Origin of the sequence: Mesorhizobium sp. M3A.F.Ca.ET.175.01.1.1 (genome assembly GCF_004791945.1) — a bacterium.
Lineage (GTDB): Bacteria > Pseudomonadota > Alphaproteobacteria > Rhizobiales > Rhizobiaceae > Mesorhizobium.
Genome location: NZ_SRTP01000002.1, coordinates 365,461 through 382,809 on the forward strand (window position 1 = coordinate 365,461; position 17,349 = coordinate 382,809).

At 63.7% G+C, this 17,349-nt stretch carries 22 protein-coding genes; 9 read left to right on the forward strand and 13 right to left on the reverse strand.

Features of this window, described 5'->3' with window-relative positions:
* Window positions 1-42 precede the first annotated feature (42 nt).
* Genes EN818_RS06380 through EN818_RS06390 form a run of 3 tightly spaced genes read right to left on the reverse strand, consistent with a single transcriptional unit; the run spans window position 43 to window position 1,907 of the window.
* Complete coding sequence (locus tag EN818_RS06380; RefSeq protein ID WP_095804571.1) at window positions 43-342, reverse strand: GNAT family N-acetyltransferase; 300 nt, start codon at window positions 340-342, stop codon at window positions 43-45.
* A complete protein-coding gene (locus EN818_RS06385) occupies window positions 335-970 on the reverse strand; it encodes an alpha/beta hydrolase (protein WP_095804572.1) in 636 nt (211 codons plus the stop codon). The genes EN818_RS06380 and EN818_RS06385 overlap by 8 nt, the downstream gene beginning before the upstream one ends.
* Before the next feature lie 4 nt (window positions 971-974).
* Window positions 975-1,907, reverse strand: coding sequence for a VOC family protein (locus tag EN818_RS06390; RefSeq protein WP_095804573.1), 933 nt, complete (start codon window positions 1,905-1,907; stop codon window positions 975-977).
* Window positions 1,908-2,124: 217 nt separating this feature from the next.
* On the opposite strand from EN818_RS06390, the gene EN818_RS06395 reads away from it, so the two are divergent.
* Window positions 2,125-3,684, forward strand: coding sequence for an alkaline phosphatase family protein (locus EN818_RS06395; protein WP_095804574.1), 1,560 nt, complete (start codon window positions 2,125-2,127; stop codon window positions 3,682-3,684).
* Between the two features lie 50 nt (window positions 3,685-3,734).
* Here EN818_RS06395 and EN818_RS06400 read toward each other — a convergent pair whose 3' ends face one another.
* Window positions 3,735-5,051 carry a PRC-barrel domain-containing protein gene (locus EN818_RS06400; RefSeq protein ID WP_095804575.1) on the reverse strand — a complete coding sequence of 439 codons (1,317 nt, stop codon included), beginning with the start codon at window positions 5,049-5,051 and terminating at the stop codon, window positions 3,735-3,737.
* 245 nt (window positions 5,052-5,296) lie between these two features.
* Between EN818_RS06400 and EN818_RS06405 the strand changes: the two genes are divergently transcribed.
* Window positions 5,297-6,217 carry a diacylglycerol kinase family protein gene (locus tag EN818_RS06405; protein WP_135904135.1) on the forward strand — a complete coding sequence of 307 codons (921 nt, stop codon included), beginning with the start codon at window positions 5,297-5,299 and terminating at the stop codon, window positions 6,215-6,217.
* Window positions 6,218-6,230: 13 nt separating this feature from the next.
* Here EN818_RS06405 and EN818_RS06410 read toward each other — a convergent pair whose 3' ends face one another.
* From EN818_RS06410 to EN818_RS06425, 4 genes are all read right to left on the reverse strand, one after another.
* Window positions 6,231-6,449 carry a hypothetical protein gene (locus tag EN818_RS06410; RefSeq protein WP_348631403.1) on the reverse strand — a complete coding sequence of 73 codons (219 nt, stop codon included), beginning with the start codon at window positions 6,447-6,449 and terminating at the stop codon, window positions 6,231-6,233.
* A gap of 96 nt (window positions 6,450-6,545) precedes the next feature.
* The gene (locus EN818_RS06415; RefSeq protein ID WP_095804577.1) at window positions 6,546-6,998 is read right to left on the reverse strand and encodes a phage holin family protein; all 453 of its coding nucleotides are present in this window, start codon (window positions 6,996-6,998) and stop codon (window positions 6,546-6,548) included.
* Window positions 6,999-7,003: 5 nt separating this feature from the next.
* Window positions 7,004-7,330, reverse strand: a complete 327-nt coding sequence (locus EN818_RS06420) for a DUF883 family protein (protein ID WP_095804578.1) — start codon at window positions 7,328-7,330, stop codon at window positions 7,004-7,006.
* A gap of 78 nt (window positions 7,331-7,408) precedes the next feature.
* Window positions 7,409-8,170: a Crp/Fnr family transcriptional regulator gene (locus EN818_RS06425; RefSeq protein WP_095804579.1), complete on the reverse strand. Its 762-nt coding sequence runs from the start codon at window positions 8,168-8,170 to the stop codon at window positions 7,409-7,411.
* Window positions 8,171-8,414: 244 nt separating this feature from the next.
* On the opposite strand from EN818_RS06425, the gene EN818_RS06430 reads away from it, so the two are divergent.
* On the forward strand, window positions 8,415-8,735 hold the full coding sequence (locus EN818_RS06430) for a response regulator (RefSeq protein WP_165349985.1): 321 nt from the start codon (window positions 8,415-8,417) through the stop codon (window positions 8,733-8,735).
* A 33-nt stretch (window positions 8,736-8,768) separates the two neighbouring features.
* Here EN818_RS06430 and EN818_RS06435 read toward each other — a convergent pair whose 3' ends face one another.
* Window positions 8,769-9,320, reverse strand: a complete 552-nt coding sequence (locus EN818_RS06435; RefSeq protein ID WP_095804581.1) for an RNA polymerase sigma factor — start codon at window positions 9,318-9,320, stop codon at window positions 8,769-8,771.
* Window positions 9,321-9,323: 3 nt separating this feature from the next.
* Window positions 9,324-9,527 carry a NepR family anti-sigma factor gene (locus tag EN818_RS06440; RefSeq protein WP_095804582.1) on the reverse strand — a complete coding sequence of 68 codons (204 nt, stop codon included), beginning with the start codon at window positions 9,525-9,527 and terminating at the stop codon, window positions 9,324-9,326.
* A 225-nt stretch (window positions 9,528-9,752) separates the two neighbouring features.
* Between EN818_RS06440 and EN818_RS06445 the strand changes: the two genes are divergently transcribed.
* The 6 genes from EN818_RS06445 (at window position 9,753) to EN818_RS06465 (ending at window position 13,168) form a co-directional block, all read left to right on the forward strand.
* Window positions 9,753-10,547 carry a response regulator gene (locus EN818_RS06445; RefSeq protein WP_095804583.1) on the forward strand — a complete coding sequence of 265 codons (795 nt, stop codon included), beginning with the start codon at window positions 9,753-9,755 and terminating at the stop codon, window positions 10,545-10,547.
* 173 nt (window positions 10,548-10,720) lie between these two features.
* The gene (locus EN818_RS06450; RefSeq protein WP_095804584.1) at window positions 10,721-10,885 is read left to right on the forward strand and encodes a DUF1328 domain-containing protein; all 165 of its coding nucleotides are present in this window, start codon (window positions 10,721-10,723) and stop codon (window positions 10,883-10,885) included.
* A gap of 153 nt (window positions 10,886-11,038) precedes the next feature.
* Entirely contained in the window at window positions 11,039-12,070 is a 1,032-nt protein-coding gene (locus EN818_RS06455; protein WP_165349984.1) for a sensor histidine kinase, read from the forward strand.
* A 145-nt stretch (window positions 12,071-12,215) separates the two neighbouring features.
* Complete coding sequence (locus tag EN818_RS32575) at window positions 12,216-12,395, forward strand: hypothetical protein (protein WP_095804586.1); 180 nt, start codon at window positions 12,216-12,218, stop codon at window positions 12,393-12,395.
* A gap of 118 nt (window positions 12,396-12,513) precedes the next feature.
* The gene (locus EN818_RS06460) at window positions 12,514-12,840 is read left to right on the forward strand and encodes a hypothetical protein (RefSeq protein WP_095804934.1); all 327 of its coding nucleotides are present in this window, start codon (window positions 12,514-12,516) and stop codon (window positions 12,838-12,840) included.
* An 82-nt stretch (window positions 12,841-12,922) separates the two neighbouring features.
* Window positions 12,923-13,168: a YMGG-like glycine zipper-containing protein gene (locus EN818_RS06465; protein ID WP_095804587.1), complete on the forward strand. Its 246-nt coding sequence runs from the start codon at window positions 12,923-12,925 to the stop codon at window positions 13,166-13,168.
* Window positions 13,169-13,282: 114 nt separating this feature from the next.
* Here the strand turns inward: EN818_RS06465 and EN818_RS06470 are convergent, their stop codons facing one another.
* From EN818_RS06470 to EN818_RS06480, 3 genes are all read right to left on the reverse strand, one after another.
* Window positions 13,283-14,905, reverse strand: coding sequence for a CHASE domain-containing protein (locus tag EN818_RS06470; RefSeq protein WP_095804935.1), 1,623 nt, complete (start codon window positions 14,903-14,905; stop codon window positions 13,283-13,285).
* Between the two features lie 123 nt (window positions 14,906-15,028).
* Window positions 15,029-15,829 carry an ATP-binding cassette domain-containing protein gene (locus tag EN818_RS06475; protein WP_095804588.1) on the reverse strand — a complete coding sequence of 267 codons (801 nt, stop codon included), beginning with the start codon at window positions 15,827-15,829 and terminating at the stop codon, window positions 15,029-15,031.
* A 27-nt stretch (window positions 15,830-15,856) separates the two neighbouring features.
* Window positions 15,857-17,221, reverse strand: coding sequence for a sugar ABC transporter permease (locus tag EN818_RS06480; RefSeq protein WP_095804589.1), 1,365 nt, complete (start codon window positions 17,219-17,221; stop codon window positions 15,857-15,859).
* Window positions 17,222-17,349 lie beyond the last annotated feature (128 nt).

Below are 17,349 nucleotides of genomic sequence, written 5' to 3' on the forward strand. Positions count from 1 at the left end.
GGTTCCCCTCCTCCCCCTTGTGGGAGAAGGGGAATGCCGCCCCTACTGCTTCAGCACGTCGGCCCATTCCGGATGGCGGCGGAACTGGGCGTTCGCGAAGGGGCAGAGCGGGATGATCTTCTTGCCGGCGGCGCGTGCATCCTCGACGGCGCGGGTGACGAGCCGAAGCCCGGCGCCCTGGCCGCGAAAGACATCAGGCACTTCGGTGTGGTCGATGATGAGCTGATGCTCGCCGATCTTGGTGAAGGTCATCTCGGCCTCCGCCCGGCCCGGCCCGCGCAGCACGTAGCGCCCCTTGGAGCCGCGGTCTTCGAGTTCGATCTCCGGCAGTTGCTCAGCCATTGTCCTTGCCTCCTTCGGCCGGCGCCAGCGCAAACAGCCGCCGTGCCGCCTCGATTTCGTTCGGCCGCACCTCGTGCCCGCCGTCGTGCCACTCAATCGCGACGTCGGCGCCGTCAGCGCGCAAATAGGCTTCCAGCCGCGACGTCAGGTTGGGAGGACAGATCGGATCGCGGCGGCCGGCCGTGATCAGCATGCGGCGCCCGGCGAGGCTGCCTTTCACTTCCGGCTCGAACGGGATCAGCGGGTGCATGAGCGCCGCCGCGTCGAACAGGCCTGGCGCGGCGAACACCACCGATGCCAGGATATTGGCCCCGTTGGAGTAGCCCAGGCCCAACACCGCCGTGGGCTTTGTCGCCTCGACATGCGCGCTGACGAAGCCCCCCATCTTGGCCGTCGCCCTTGCGAGATCGTCCATGTCGTAGACGCCCTCGCCGGTGCGGCGGAAGAAGCGGGCAGCCCCATGCTCCGGCACATCGCCGCGCGGCGAGACAATGGTCGCGGAAGCCAGCAGCTCGCGCCCGAGCGACAGCAGTTGGTTCTCGTCGCCTCCTGTTCCGTGGAAGACGAACAACAGCGGGCCGCCCGGCGACCCGGGCAGCGTTTTGTGGATGTAGGCGTCCTTGCTCATGGCTTCAGTCTTCCAGCTTCTGCAGGTGCTGTTCCAGATAGGACCTGAGATGCTGATGCTGCCGCGGCAGCTTCAGCGCCTCGCCGAGATGGGCGGTATCCTCGTCGCGGTCGAAGCCCGGCTCGTTGGTGGACACCTCGAACAGCACCCCGCCGGGCGTGCGGAAATAGATCGCCCAGAAATAGTCGCGATCGATGACCGGGGTCACGCCATAGCCCGTGTCGATCAGCGCCTTGCGCACCTCGAGCTGCCTGGCGCGATCCTCGACCGCGAACGCGACGTGGTGCACCGAGCCGGCGCCGAGATTGGCAAAACCGGCGCCCGGCAGCGATTCGATGTCGACGACGTCGGCGCCGTTGCCGTTCTGGATCGCAAGCCGCCGGACATTGCCCGACTTGTCGACTTCCTCATAGCCCATGAACTTCAGCAGCTCCTCGGTGGCGCCGCCGTCCTTCAGCCTGAGCGCAACCGAGTGGAAGCCGCGGATCGCTTCGTCGCCGGGAACCCCGCCTTTGACCCAGGGCGCGCGGCTGTCGGCCTTGTCCTCGAGCAACGCAAAACTGTCGCCGTCGGGACCGGTGAAGGTGAGGCGCTGCTCGCCGAAGCTTTCGCCGCGGGAGACACCGCCCACGCCTTCGTCGGCAAAGCGCTTTTCCCAATAGCCGAGCGTGCCTTCCGGCACGGAAAAGACGGTGGTGCCGACCTCGCCGACGCCGTGCCGGCCCTTGCCGATGTCGGGAAACGGGAAATAGGTCATCACCGAGCCAGGCGTGCCGAATTCGTCGGCATAGTAGAGGTGGTAGACATCGGGCGCATCGAAGTTGACGGTCTTCTTCACCCGCCGCAGGCCAAGCTTCCTGGTGAAAAAATCATTGTTGCGGCGCGCGTCGCTCGCCATGGAGGTGACGTGGTGCAGGCCCTTGATCTGATTGAGCATGATCGTGTTCCTTGCCTATCCTTGCTGCGGCCCTTGCCGCTGTCCACGCCAATATGAGGATGGCACCGGCGGTGGCAAAGCCGCCAAACACAGAATGCACTGTGTCACAATAGTGAACGAATGCACTTCATATGTTCACCAATTCACCAATGGCTGCAACTTGCAACGGCTGCGAAATTGGGCTCCATGAGCCGCACACCTTCCCGAGGGAATCGATTTGGCCAACCGAACCAGCCGCCCGAATGTCCTCCTCATCACCTGCGATCAGTGGCGCGGCGACTGCCTGTCGGTTGCCGGCCATCCGGTGGTGAAGACGCCGAACGCCGACGCGCTCGCCGCCGAGGGCGTGCTGTTTCGACGCCATTATGGCGGGGCTGCGCCCTGCTCGCCGGCGCGCGCCTGCCTCTACACCGGTCTCTACCAGATGAACAACCGCGTCTGCCGCAACGGCACGCCGCTGGATGCGCGGCACGACAACATTGCGCTTGCGGCCCGCCGGCTTGGCTACGACCCGACCCTCTTCGGCTACACCGACGTCTCGCCGGACCCGCGCGCGCTGGCGCCTGACGATCCCCGGCTGACGACCTACGAAGGCGTGCTGCCTGGCTTCACCGTCCGGCAGTTCCTGCCCGAACACCAGAAGCCGTGGCTTTCCTGGTTGCGGGCACAGGGCATCGACAGCAGTGCCGGCTATCCAGGCATTCATCGGCCGCTCGGTCATCCAGAACCCGATGTGACCAGCGCCCCGCCCGTCTATTCGAAAGATCAGACGCCGACCGCCTTCCTGGCCGGCGAATTCGTCCGCTGGCTGGGCGAGCAGGAGCAGGGCGCGCCGTGGTTCGCGCACATCTCCTTCATCAGTCCGCATCCGCCCTTCATCGTGCCGGAATCCTACAACACCCTGTATGACCCGGCCGAAGGTCCGGCTTTTTGGCGGGCCGCAGACCGGCAGGCCGAGGCGCAGAGCCATCCCTACCTCGCCTACGACCTTGGCCGGCAGAAAAGAACGAATTTCGTTCCCGGCGTCGGTGGCAATGTCCGGGATTGGGGCGACGAGAATTTCCGCCGCATACGCGCCATCTATTACGGCATGATTTCCGAACTCGACGCGCAGCTTGGCCGCATCTGGAACGCGGTCCGGGCGGCGGGCGCCTGGGACGACACCGTGATCGTTCTCACCTCCGACCACGCCGAGATGATGGGCGACCATTACATGCTGGGCAAGGGCGGTTTCTTCGACGGCAGCTACCATATTCCGCTGATCGTCCGCGATCCTCGCCGGAGTGCGGCGGCTGGCACCTCCGTCGATCGCTTCACCGAGGCCGTCGACGTCTTTCCGACCCTGCTCGAGCTGACCGGCGCCGCACCCGAGCCGCACCTCGACGGCCGGTCCCTGGCGCCCTGGCTGGACGGCAGCGAACCTGCCGACTGGCGCGACGCCGCGCATTGGGAGTTCGATTTCCGCTCGGTCGCCGCCGGCGCAGCGGAGCGTCATTTCGGCATCGGACCACGCCACTGCAATCTCAGCGTGATCCGCACCGCGGAGTTCAAATATGTCCATTTCGGTGGCGGCCTGCCGCCGCTTCTCTTCGACCTGACAAAGGATCCGGGCGAGTTGGCCGACGTCGCCCGCGACCCGGCCTATTTGTCTGTGAGGCTTGAACTCGCCGAACGGCTGCTGGCATGGCGTGCCGAACACCTCGACCAGTCACTGGCGCTTGCCGAATTGACGGAGGCCGGCGTTGTCGGCCACGTGGCCAAAGCAATAGGGCAGTAGGTTCAGAATTTTCTTTGCCTACTGCCCTACTGCCTACTGCCTTAATTCACCTACTTCAGGATCATGCGCTGTTCGTCGCGCTTCTGGGCATAGGTGCCTTTGTCGTAGGCTGTCTGTGCCTGCAACTGATCCTTGGTGAAGTTGGTGTAGAGGTACTTGTTGCCGTCCTTGTCGGTCATGACCTTGAGCTTGTCCAAACCGAGTGCGACCTCCTTGGCGCCGATGCCGAGGAACCCGCCGACGTCGACGATCACCGCGTCCGGCTTGTTCTCGGGTGTCAGCACCACGTCGCCGATCGTACCGATCTTGGCGTCATTGGCGCCGTAGACGGTCGCTCCCTTCAGGTCCTCGCCCCTGATATTGCCCATCGGCATCTCCGTCAGGGTCGACTTGTCGATCGAGGCCGTCTGGGTCTCGTCGGTGGCGGACGTACCCGTTGTCGCGGCCGGAGCCGCAGGCTTGTTCTCGGCCGTCGTCTGGGCAGGCTTGGCCTGCTTATCGGTCGTGGTTTCGGCCGATGTCACGGCAGGGGTGGTCGTTGCCGGAGCATTGTTCGAAGCCGCGGTGGCCGGCGCCGGGGCCGGATCATAGGCCTTGCGGTTGAAATCCGCCTGTGCCTGCAGCTCTTCCTTGGTGGTCTCGGCCACCAGCCAGCGATCGCCGTTCTTCTCGGCCCACTTTGCCTTGGCAAAGTCGTAGGTGACGTTCTTTTCGCCCATGCCGAGGAAGCCGCCGACACCGATGACGAGCGATTCGGCCTTGCCGTCCTTGGCCAGCACGATGTCGTTCACGTCGCCGATCTTTTGGGCATCGTCCGCGGTGCCGTTGTAGACCGACTCACCCATGATGTTGGTGGCGAGATTGCCTTCGGCTTTCTTCACCGGTTCAGCCGGTTTGGCGGTTTCGGTGGTTGCGGGCTGTGTCGCATCGGTCGACTGCGCCGGCGGGGCCGGATCATAGGCCTTGCGGTCGAATGCCGGCTGAGCATTCAACTCATCCTTGGTTGTCTTGGCCACCAGCCAGCGGTCGCCGTTTTTCTCGGCCCATTCCAGCTTGCCGTAGTCGAAGGCCACGTCCTTCGTGCCGACGCCGAGAAACCCGCCGACTCCGATGATTGCCGACTTGGCCTTGCCGCTTTCATCGAAGATGACATCGTCGACCTTGCCGATGTTCTGGGCGTCGTCACCCGTGCCGTTATAGACGGATTCGCCGATGATGTTGCTCATCAGTGCGCCCTCCGCGCGCACAACGGGCGCGGGGTTCTCCGCGGCAGGGGGCTGAGCCGGCGCGGTGGTTGCCGTCTGGGCAAAGGCGCCCGTCGCAAGCAGCGTCGCAAGCGCTGTCGTCGCAAAAAGAGTGCGGATCATGATGGTCTCTCCTCGTGCCTGATTAGTGCACGCCGCACCCTGACCGGCCTCTGAAAACCAGGTCGGACGCGGCATCGTTTGACAGTTTCACAACGTCGTGAGCGGAGCGTTGTTCCAAAAAGAGCGTCGCTACCTGAGGCTGCGAGTTTCGGCTCGTTCCTGGAACCTTCGAACCGCCTCTCTCGTTTTCAGCCTGCGGCTGAGAGGCCGTTTTCGGCTATGGATCCACACAAACGGAGCGGGGCATGCGGTTTGCTGCAGTGCTGAACCAAAGCGGCGGCACGTTGCGCACGACCGATCTCTCTGCTCTGTCGGATCAGTTGCGCCAGACGCTGGAAGCGGCCGGACATTCGGTTCAGCTGGACATCGTCGCGGGCCGCGACGTCGCTGCCGCGCTGGAAAAGGCCATCGCCAACCCCGACATAGACGTCGTGCTTGCCGGAGGCGGCGACGGCACGATCTCGACGGCGGCATCGCTTCTCATGTACAAGCAAAAGGCCCTGGCCATATTGCCGGCGGGCACGATGAACCTCTTTGCTCGCGGCCTCGGTGTTCCCCAGACCCTGGATGCGGCCCTGAAATCCTTTGCCGACGGCGAGGTGAAGGCCGTCGACATGGCGACCGCCAACGGCCAGCCCTTCGTGCATCAGTTTTCGATCGGCATGCATGCCAGGATGGTCCAACTGCGCGAGAAAATGGATTTCGGCTCCCGCCTTGGAAAGATGCAGGCGTCGGTCCGCGCCGCCTGGGCGACGATCAAGAACCCGCCGGCCCTCAAGGTCACGCTGATCGTCGGCAACGCCGAGATCGTCACCCGAACCACCGGCATCGGCATCAGCAACAATCTGTTCGGCGAGGGTCATCTTCCCTATGCCGACAATCCGGCCGGCGGCGTGCTCGGCATCTATGTCAGCGTCGCGCGGCGGCGCCGCGATCTGGCGAAACTCTTCCTCGACATGCTGCGAGGCCGGTGGCGCGACAGCGAACATGTCGAAATCCACCAAGCCGACAAGGCGGTGCTCAAGATCCATTCGTCGACGAAGAAATTCCGTGCGGTGATGGACGGAGAGTTGGTCAAGCTGGAACGCGAGACGGTGATTGAAATCCATCCCGGCGCGCTCAATGTGCTGGTCCCCAGGAGCAGCATTCAGGCCAAGGCCGCCTAACCAGAAGATACGACTATTGGCTTTGGCCACTCGGAGCGGGCGCCTGTTCCGTACCCGGAGGCTGCGGAACGTGCTGCTGCTCGGCGGCTGGCTGCTTGATCATGACACCATAAATCTCTGCCACCCCCCAGGCGATGAAAACCAGCAGCAGTCCGGCGATGAGAATCCTCAGGGCGTGCCAGCCCCAATGCGCCTGGCGGGCTTTGTTCTCAGGAACGGTCTTCGTCATCATTGGCCTCCATGTGACGTGGCGGCGAAACGCACCTGGCGCGACATGGTCGGGTAACGACCCCTTTCCCCGAAGGTTCCCAATCTCCGGCTCTTCGCCCTATCCGGCTGGGTCCTTTGGCCCTGGCTTCACATTCTCGCGATAGATGGCATAGGCGACGAGCGCTATCGCGGGTGCAAGAACGGCGCCGAGGCCGCCCTTGCTCTTGGCAAGCGCCGGGAGCAGCGCGAGCGCCGCCGTCACCCCGACAGCCGTCATGTCGGTCTTGCGCCGGCGCGCCCGCCGCCGCGCGCGTATCCCTGCCGTCACGCGATGATACAACAGGATAAGCCCGGCTATGACGAGGAAGCCCACGCCGAAGCCGAAGGAAGTCGCCAATGGGCCATAGCGCTCGGCGAACCAGATATAAGCGGCGCCGATCAGGAAACCGAGGCCGCACAGAGCCAAGACACCGGCAAGCCCGTAAAGCATTGCCGTCGTGCGCGCTCGTTGGAGAGCCGCGAGAGCCTCGCCGGAGGCAAGGGCGGTAATGAGCGAAACCAGCGTCCCCATGCGCACTAGCGACGGGACAGCAGCGCGAACAGGAAGCCGACGCCAGCGGCTATCGCCAGTGAGGTCACCGGCTTTTCGCGAACGCTGGCCACGATTTGCGCTTCAAGGTCCTGGGCGCTGCCGCGCACGCTTTCGAACGCCGCTTCGCCTTGGGCGCGCAGTTGTTCGACGCCTTCGGCCGCCGCACGTCGTGCAGCGCCATAGCCATGTTCGCCGGTCTTTGCCAATTGCCTGGTGAGTTCTTCGATGTCGGCCCGCAATTGCCGGATGTCGGCTTCGAGATCGGCATTAGAGGGGGCATCTGATGAGGTTCTGCCTGCGGCGGTCGCCATCGCTTAACTCCTTGCGTTTGCTTCGGTTTCAACGTCGGATCGGCGCCAAGGTTCCCGCCCCCTCGGCTCGTGCTTTGCTCAAATCAGTGGCCGGCGCTGTTCACGCAAGCCTTCCCAGCGGGCGAGCCCTTTGAGCCCTTCATGATCGACCACCTCACAACCGCCATCACGCCACAGAATGAGCTTGCGGTCGATCAGTTTCCGGATCGTCTTGTTGGTGTGAACCAGCGACAGGCCGAGCGTATCGGCGATGTGCTGCTGCGTGATCGGGACCTGCACCGGCGTCTTGCCATTCAAGCCGGCGCCGCGCGCCCGGCTGGAGATGAAGGCGATAAGATAGGCGGCGCGTTCGAGAGCCGTGCGCCGTCCGATGCTGAGCAGGTTCTCGTCAAGCATGCGTTCCTCGCGCGATGCAAGCCAGGTGATGTCATAGGCAAGGCCGGGATGATTGCGGTAGAGCTCGTGCAATTGCTCGCGCTCGAAGACGCACAGCAGCATCGGCGACAGCGCCTCGACGGAATGTTGCATCTCGCCCATCAGGCTGCCTTGCAGCCCGATCAGGTCGCCTGGCATCGAATAGTTGAGGATCTGCCGCCGCCCGTCCGGCAGCAGCTTGTAGCGGAAGGCCCAGCCGGAAAGCACCGTGTAGAGGTGCGCGCTATGGCTGCCTTCGACCAGCACTGTCGCGCCCTTGTCGACTGAAAGCTCCCCTCCTTTGAAGATGCTGACGAATGCCAGTTCCTGCTTTTCGAACTCGCGAAAGGCCGGCAGCGGCCGAAGCGGACACTTCTCACAGGGATATTGGCGGCTGGAAGGGAAGCGGGCGGTTTGGCTGGACATTTCGACCCCTCTTCGAAATTCCCGCCCCGCGGGAGATCGCTCCCTGTGGGGCGCATAGAAACGCTCCAGCCAAGCCGAGGTTCCGTATTCCTTGATGTCTCGCCTCAGCCATGTCTTTTTTAAATGACATGAGACCAAATACCGAGCATCACTGCTGACCTTGCATTTAGGAGTCCGCCGCCACGTGCCCTCATTGCTAGCCGGACTACGCATTCTGGTCCTGGAAGATGAATTCCTGATCGCCATGGATGTCGAACAGCTGTGCCGCGACCACGGCGCCGCCGAGGTCGCGATCGCGCGCGGTTTGACCGAAATCGACGAGCAGGAGCTGCCCGCACGGTTCGACGCGGCTGTCGTCGACCTGATGCTGGGCGGCACGTCGACGCTCGATTTCGCCGCCCGACTGCACACGGCCGGCATTCCGTTCGTTTTTGCGTCCGGCTATTCCGACTCGGATGATCTCAAGTCGGCCTTTCCAGAGATTCGGCTGGTGAGCAAACCCTATTCCGGCGAAGATCTGATCGCCGCCCTGGCGGCGGCCTGCGGGCGCGCCGAGGCCGCCTGAGCCGACATTGGGCGCAAGCCATGTCGACCGGGCTCAGGCGGCGTTCGAGCCTGTCACCTGCGCCGAGATGGCGTCGGGCCCATATTCGTCCTCGCCGGAAATCTTGAGGATCTCCTGCAGCCTGGCGCGGGCGCGGCTGACGCGGCTCTTGATCGTGCCGACGGCACAGCCGCAGATCTCGGCCGCCTCTTCGTAAGAGAAGCCGGACGCGCCGATCAGGATGATCGCTTCGCGCTGATCCTCCGGCAGTTGCTCGAGCGCGCCGCGAAAATCCTTGAGGTCAAGCTGGCCGTGCTGGGCTGGGTGCACGGCAAGCCTGGCGGTCATAATACCGTCGCTGTCCTGCACCTCGCGACCGCGCTTGCGCATCTGCGAATAGAATTCGTTGCGCAGGATCGTGAACAGCCATGCCTTGAGATTGGTGCCTGGCTGAAAGCTCTCGTGCTTGTCCCACGCCTTGACCAGTGTTTCCTGCACCAGGTCGTCGGCCTTGTCGGCGTTCTGCGTCAGCGACACCGCAAAGGCGCGCAGGCTCGGGATCGCGCCGAGCAACTCGGTCTTGAAGCTCTGGGAGACCGCCGCCATGCTTCAGTCCTTTTTCTGGGCGGGTTCGGCCTTTTCCAGCTGGCTGAGCAACTGAGCGAATCGATCCGGCACATGATCGGAGACCAGTTCGTCATAATATTGCTTGAGCTTGCGCCCGATCTCGGAGTTTGGCCCAAGCGGATCGCCATTGGCGAGCCGGCGCTTGTTTGCGGCGCCAGCCGTGATGTGTTTCGTCATATCTTTCATTTCGCCCTAATTCCCAGCACCCGAAACCGCTTCTGAAATCGATACGACATAAGGCAAGCGGCACCCTCGTCTGGTCGCCCATCCCGAAGCCCCGAAACGTGTTCCGACTAAATTAGTTCCACAAACATCGGAACTTTTTCTAAAAGTCCACGTTGGGTTGGCCGGGACTTGCAAATCCGCCAGGCCTGTAAAAGTGCAATACGTCATCTGAGGGAGACGTCCAATATGAGCCTTTCCGCAACCATCGCGCCTCACCTGCCGTTCCTGCGCCGCTTCTCGCGGGCCGTCTCCGGATCGCAGGAAAGTGGTGACGCGCTGGTCGCCGCGATGCTTGAAGCCATCATCGCCGATGTCGAGATTTTCCCGCAGGCGTCGAGCGACCGCATCGCTCTTTACAAGGTCTTTGCCCGGCTGTTCACCTCGGTGGCCATTCGCGTGCCGCAGGAGCATGCACAGACCGCCTGGGAGCAGCGGGCTGCCGCCAATCTGAATGCCATCGCGCCGCGGCCCAGGCAGGCCTTCCTGCTGGTTGCCGTGGAAGGCTTCAGCGAGGACGAGGCCGCGGAAATTCTCGACGCCGACGAGCAGGAGTTTTCCGAGCTGCTTGCCCAGGCCAGCAATGAGATTTCGCGCCAGGTCGCGACGGACGTGCTGATCATCGAGGACGAGCCGCTGATTGCCATGGACATAGAGGAGATGGTCGAAAGTCTCGGCCATCGCGTCGTCGGAACGGCGCGCACCCATGCCGAGGCGGTCGCCATGTTCGGCAAGACGCGGCCCAAGATGGTCCTGGCCGACATCCAGCTCGCCGACGGCAGTTCCGGCATCGAGGCCGTCAACGAGATCCTTTCTTCGACGCCGATACCGGTGATCTTTATCACCGCTTTCCCCGAGCGCCTGCTGACCGGCGAGCGACCCGAGCCGGCATTCCTAGTCACCAAGCCGTTCAACCCCGACATGGTCAAGGCCTTGATCAGTCAGGCGCTTTTCTTCGATCGGCAGGCCAAGGCGGCCGCCTGATCAGGCGTTTTCGTTAGTGCGATTCTGACGCGCGCGGCGCGGCCTGCCGCGGGTTCGACGCGTTCGACATTTTCGATCTGGAAGAGCGTCGTGGGGGGTCGTCTTTTTCAGCGAATGGTGGAACAAACGGCACCGAGCCACGTTTTTCCCCCGACATAAGAAGGAGACGCATCATGCTGTACTGGGCGCTCGTGTTCCTTGTGGTTGCTATCATTGCCGGCGCGCTTGGGTTCGGCGGCATAGCCGGCACTTCGGCCGGTATCGCGCAGATACTGTTCTTCATCTTCCTGGCTTTCTTGATCATTTCGCTCATCGCCGGCCTGTTTAGACGGGCTTGACGGGATAGCGGCTGAACACTGGAAGCCGCACCCCTCAAACGGTTTCCAGCCACCGCCGGGCGGAGTCCTCCACGGGAAGCCGCCCGGCGGACCTTTTTGAGAACCCGTTTTCGAACAGAGCCGTTCAGCCTCCGTCGGGTGGACATACGATCGATGCGTTCCACGGGAGACAAAAGCCAAGATGATGTGCGCGAAAGCGAAGTCATTGCCATGCATCCCGCCGAAAGCGGCATGCAGCTCGGGCGAGCTCTCCTTCATGCCCTCCACAATGCAGGCATCTCCGTTCTCTACCAGGATCGCGAGATGAAGACGGTCTGGGCTCGCAACATGCGCGCGCCCTGGGCAGCGGACACCGCCGACGGAACCGATCAGATTCCTCCCGCTCAGGCCGAGCGAATCAAGGCCGCCAAGCGAAGGGTGGTTCAATCCGGCAATGCGGATCGGCTCGAGCTGAGCATCCCGGCAAGCGATGGCATACGCTGGTTCCATATCTGGATCGACGCCGACCGCAGCGAGGCCGGCGAGGTCCAGGGCGTCGTTACCACGATGGTCGAGACCACCGAGCAGAAACGGCGCGAACAGACGTTGAAGACGTTGCTGCGCGAAGTCAGCCACCGCTCGAAGAACCTTCTGGCCATCATTCAAAGCATCGCCAGCCAGACCGGACGCTACTCGGAAACGCTTGGTGACTTTCTGACCCGTTTTCGCGGCCGCTTGCAGTCGCTCGCCTCCTCGCAGGATCTGGTGACGTCATCCAACTGGCGCGGCGCCGCGCTCCGCGAGCTCATATCCGGTCAGGTCGGCCGCTATGGCGCGGACCCCAAGCGGAGCCTGCGGTTCGAAGGCGAAAATCCCTACCTCAACCCCAACGCGGCTCTGCACATCGGACTGGCGATGCACGAGCTTGCCGTGAACTCGGTGAGCTATGGGGCACTGTCGCGGCCGGGCGGCTATGTATCGGTCAACGCCAGGCTGGCCACGGCTCCCGGCGAGGCTCCCGCGTTGTGTTTGATCTGGAGCGAAATGATCGAACTCGACAAGCCTCACAACGAAAAGCGCTTCGGCAGCGTGGCCCTCGAGCGTGTCGTCCCAGCCTCGCTGAACGGCACCGCCACGCTTGACATCGGCGAGGGTCATCTCGAGTACCGTCTCACCGTCCCTCACGGCAATTTCGAAACGGACTGATTGTTCTCATAATCCCGAGTATGACCGCCGAGGTGGGCGGCGACTTTAACCGGCTGTTCACCATAAAGTCCGATGCTGGGCTTCCCGACAATCGCTGCGGCCCATGCACCGGCAATCCCGGCCGTGCCGAAGCGCGATTGGGGAGATGGTGAACGTGATCGTTGCCGATATGAATAGCCTGGAGCAGGCCGCCCGCATCTCGATGGGCGGCGTCCAGGAGGTCGAGCCGCAGCCTCCGCCTCAGCCCTTTCTCCGTCCGCTCCGCCTCGGCGCTGTCGTGCTGCTGGCCGCCGTGGCGCTGCTGGCGGCCTGGCAGTTGACCTGATCGGGTTCGCCGGCTGCTTCGCAAGGCTCAAAGGGCAGGCTGAGGCAGCATGGGCAAGCCCTGGACGCGGAACCTTTACCAACTCGGCGTCGTTTCTGCGGCCGGAGGTTCTTCCGCCATGGAACACATCGCTGCCTTGCTGCTTGTCATCGGCTGTTCGAACGGCATGACCGATTGCCGGGAGCTGTCGGTGCCGGTGAGCGTCTTCGAGACCTTCGAGGAATGCACCGCCGAACGCCCCTTCGCGCTGGACGGCCTTCGGAGCAAGGCCCAGCATGTCATCGGTGAGTGCCTTGCCGTCGATCCGGCGCTGGAGGACGACTACGACCAGATCGCCTGGAACGTGCGCCCTGACGGCACCCTCGAGGCCTCGCTCCAGATCGCCGGCACGCTCATTGCGGCGAACGGCCCGCGCCCCGAAAAGGACTATCTTCACCAACAGTAAGATCGAGCAGGCAAAGCTCGTTTTTTCGTGCTAAACGGCTGCTGGCATTGCCAAAAGTTAGTTCAAAATGAGGGAGCATTTTATGCGGAAAATGATTATTGCCTTGGTTGCGGTCGTCGGTGTCAGCGGCTGCACTTCGACCGAGCGTGACGTCGGCGTGGGCGCCGGTGTCGGCGCTGTGGCCGGCGGCCTTATCGGCGGCACCAAGGGGGCGCTGATCGGCGCGGCCGTCGGTGCCGGCTCCGGTCTTCTGGTGCGCAACCTGCGCAATGGCTACTGCCAGTATCGCGATAATCGCGGCCGGATCTACACGGCCCGCTGCAACTAACTTCCGCTTCAGACAGACGCATCCATCCAGAGACCGGCGGGCCGGTCTCTGGATTTGCTTGCGCGGGAAAACTGCGTAGCGGTTTGCGCCCGGGCTGCGTGAGAACCGCGCTCTTCAGCCGGTCAGGGGGATTCTGATTTCCACCGTCAGGCCGTCGGCCTGGAAATCGCGCCTGATCGTGCCGCGCAATTCGCGGGTGACGTTGAGATCGATCAGCTTGGTGCCGAAACCGGTCTTGGCCGGTGTCTCCAGTTTTTTCTGGCCGGCTTCGCGCCAGTTGAGCACCAGGATCCGCTCCCGGCTACGCCTCTCGACGAACCAGTCGACCTTGAGCGCGCCGACCACATTGCCGGCTTCGCCATATTTCAGCGCATTCGTCGCCAGTTCGTGAAAGGTCAGGCCGAGCGCCTGTGTCGTGGTCTCATCGAGCATCACCTCGGGCCCCGACAATATGCCGTCCGGCAGTTCCTTGCCGAACACCTGACCGAGCTCGATGCGCAGCAGATCCCCGAGGTCGGCCTTCTGCCAGCGCGAACGCGTCAGCATGTCCTGCGAGGCCGCCATCGCTTGCAGGCGCGCCGAGAAGGATGACGAGAACTCCTTCACATCCGTGGCCTGCGATGCGGTCTGGCGCGCGATCGCAAGAACCCGCGTGATCGAGTTCTTGATGCGATGCTTCATCTCCTGCAGCATCAGATCCTTTTCGAGCAGGCTCTTTTCCGTCGTCTCATGCAGCAGCGACACGGCGTCGTAAGCGCGTTCCTGGTAGCGCGCCACCAAGGCGATGGCGCCGGCAAGCAGCAGTCCGAACAGACCGAGCATCACCGGCACCGCGCGGGAGGAAGGCAGCGAGAAGGCGCTCGTCGGCCTGAACAGCACGGTCCAAGGCCTGCCCGCCACGACGATCTCGCGGCGCGCCAGAAGCCTGTCGCCCAAGGCGTGCGCCGGAGGGGTCTCGGAGCGGAACAGCAGCTTGCCGGCCTCCGCCTTGCCGTCATAGATCTCGATGTTGACCGGCAGCAGCGGCGCGCGGCTGAGAGATGTCTGGAACAGCTCGCGCGCCCGGAAGGCGGCATAGAGGAATCCGGCCGTGGAGGAGCGGCTTGCATCGATGACATCCGGAGCGGTCTCCACATTGAGCCGCACGAAGACCAGAAAACCCGTGAAGGTCTGCGCGGCGCCCGTGCCCTGGCCGAGCTGGACGAGCCCGCTGGCATGCTGCCGGTCGTCGGCCATCGCCTTTTCGATCGCCGCCCGCCGGACCGGCTCGGTGAACATGTCGTAGCCGATGATCGACTGGTTGGATGTGTCGAGCGGTTCGAACAGCACGATCGGCGTGCGCCATTGCTGGGTCGTGGCGGGATAGACGGGATGCGCCGATCCGTGATCGCGCAGGATATCGCGCTCGACCGCCGCCTCATCGCCGGTCTTGGCCAGTCTCAGGAATCCGATGCCGCGCAGGCCGGCGAAATTGTCGTTGATATCGAGCGCGGTGAAGAACGCCTTGAATTCCCCGCGCGTGATCTCACCGTTGTTGGCATCGAACAGTGCCTGCGTGGAGCGCAGCAGCGACAAATGCAGGTCAATCCGGCTTTCGATGCGGTTGAGCGCGTCGTCGGCCGTTCCTTCGAACTTGATGCGCGCCGCTTCCTGGGTGGCGAAATAGGCGAATCCCGCCATCGTCAGGCTGATAAGCGCGACGGCGACAAAGGCAACGATCGGAAAGAGCTTTTTCAACGCAGGATGCGGCCCATGGACGGTCGTTGCCTTTATGGGCAAGTCTCCGCGCCAATACAATGGCGAGGCCAAATCATCGCGATGGCTGGCACACCGGCAACGCAATTAGCCGGCTAAATTACCTCAGGCCGCGATCTTCAGCGCTCCCGGTCCCGGTATGGCGCCGGGCGGGCATTTGCCCAGAATGATCATGCCGAGCACCTCGTCCTGGGTCACGTCGCCGGTGCGCGCGGTGCCGACGACCTGGCCGTTCTTCATCACGCAGACCCGGTCGGCGAGCTCGAACACGTCATGGATGTCGTGGCTGATCAGGAAGATGCCGATACCGTCGGCCTTGAGCTGCCGCACCAGCTCGCCGACCTGGGCGGTTTCCTGCGGGCCGAGCGCCGCTGTCGGCTCGTCCATGATCAGGATGCGGGCGTTGAACAGGATGGCGCGAGCGATCGCCACCGATTGCCGCTGGCCGCCGGAAAGCTTGACCACCGGCTCCTTGAAGCGCTGGAAACGCGGATTGAGCCGACCCATGACCTTGCGCGCCTCCGCCTCCATGGCCACGTCGTCGAGCGTGCCCCAGCCGGTCATCAGCTCGCGACCGAGGAACAGATTGGCGGCGGCATCGACGTTGTCGGCGAGCGCCAGCGTCTGGTAGATCGTCTCGATGCCGTATTTCTTGGCGTCGCGCGGGTTGGAGATCGATGCCTCCTCGCCATTGACGAAGATCTGGCCCGCATCGCGCTTGTAAGCGCCGGACAGGATCTTGATCAGCGTCGACTTGCCGGCGCCGTTGTGGCCGAGCAGCGCCACCACTTCGCCGGGGTAAAGATCGAGGGAGGCGTCGTCGACGGCGCGGATGCCGCCGAATGCGATCGAGATGTTGCGCATGTCGACCAGCGGAGCGCCGGCGGGGGCGGACTTGTCTGCCATGATCGTTCTCCTCCTCCTTCAGCCTGCTCAGACGCGCTTGCGGTAGATCGTGTCGAGCCAGACGGCGACGACCAGCACGCCGCCGACGACAATGCTTTGCAGCGGCGAGTCGACGCCGAGCAGCACCATGCCGGACTGCAGCGACTGCATCAGCAGCGCGCCGAGCATGGCGCCGAGCACGGTTCCGGAGCCGCCGGCAAGCGAGGTGCCGCCGATCACCGCCGCGGCGATGACCAGGAGCTCGTCAAGCGTGCCCAGCGCATTGGTCGAGGAGTTCTGCCGGGCGGACGAGATCGCCGCGGCGATCGTCGCCAGCACGCCCATGATCATGAACACCTTCATGGTGATCCAGCGGGTGTTGATGCCGGCAAGATTGGCCGCCTCCGGATTGCCGCCGATGGCGAAGACATAGCGCCCGAAGCGGGTTCGCTTGGTGATGAAGGTCATGATCAGTCCGACGGCAATCGCCATCAGCACCGGGATGGCTATGCCGTGGGCGATGAACAGACCGCCCTCGGGCACAGTGATGTTGTTGGCCGCCGCGTAGCGGTTCACGATGCCGACCGGCCACGGATATGAATTGGCGAGCCACACGGCACCCATGATGATCGCGCAGGTGACCGCACCGAGCAGCGCCTCGGCCCAGATCGGGCGCAGCGGGAAGCGGAAGCGCTTTCGCTGCACCCGGCCGTGAAACAGCATGAACACCACCGCCAGGCAGGCGACGACGCCCACGACCCAGCTCCAGCTGGCGCCGATCGAGCCTGCCGGTCCGCCGCCCATCAGCTGGAAGGTGGCGTCGAGCGGCGCGACGGTCTGGCCGCTGGTCACCCACCAGGCAGCACCGCGCCACACCAGCAGTCCGCCCAGCGTCACGATGAAGGCTGGAACATCGAGATAGGCGATGACGAAACCCTGGAAGGCGCCGATCAGCAGCCCGAGCGTCAGGCCGATCGCCAGTGCCAGCACCCAGACCCACGGATTGCCCAGTTCGAGTCCGACCATGCGCACCAGGAAATGCACCTGGGCAAAACCCATGACCATGCCGATCAGCCCTTCGGCCGAGCCGACGGAAAGGTCGATGTTGCGCATGACGATGACCAGCACCATGCCGGAAGCCATGATCGCCACGGCCGAGGTCTGAACCGACAGGTTCCACAAATTGCGCGGCGTCAGGAACGTGCGGCTGTCGAAATCGAACGGATTGACCCCAAGCCGCAGGCTCGAAATGACGTGCAGCCCGATCCAGATGATCAGCAGCGCGCCGACCATGCCGAGCATGCGCGTGTCGAGCTCGGTCGCCTTGAGGAAGCGCCCGAGGGCGCTGAGTTCGGAGGCACGCGCGCGATCCGCGGCCGGGTTGGCGGCGGCATCAGAGGTCGTATCGGTCATGATATCCTCCCACCGGCGTGCCGTCTGTCGCGAATTGCCGGACCACGATGCTAGGGCAGTTCCAGGAAAAACGCGCACGGTTTTTGCGTCCGGAATTGCGTGGAAACCAACGGCGGCGCAGTTCGGCG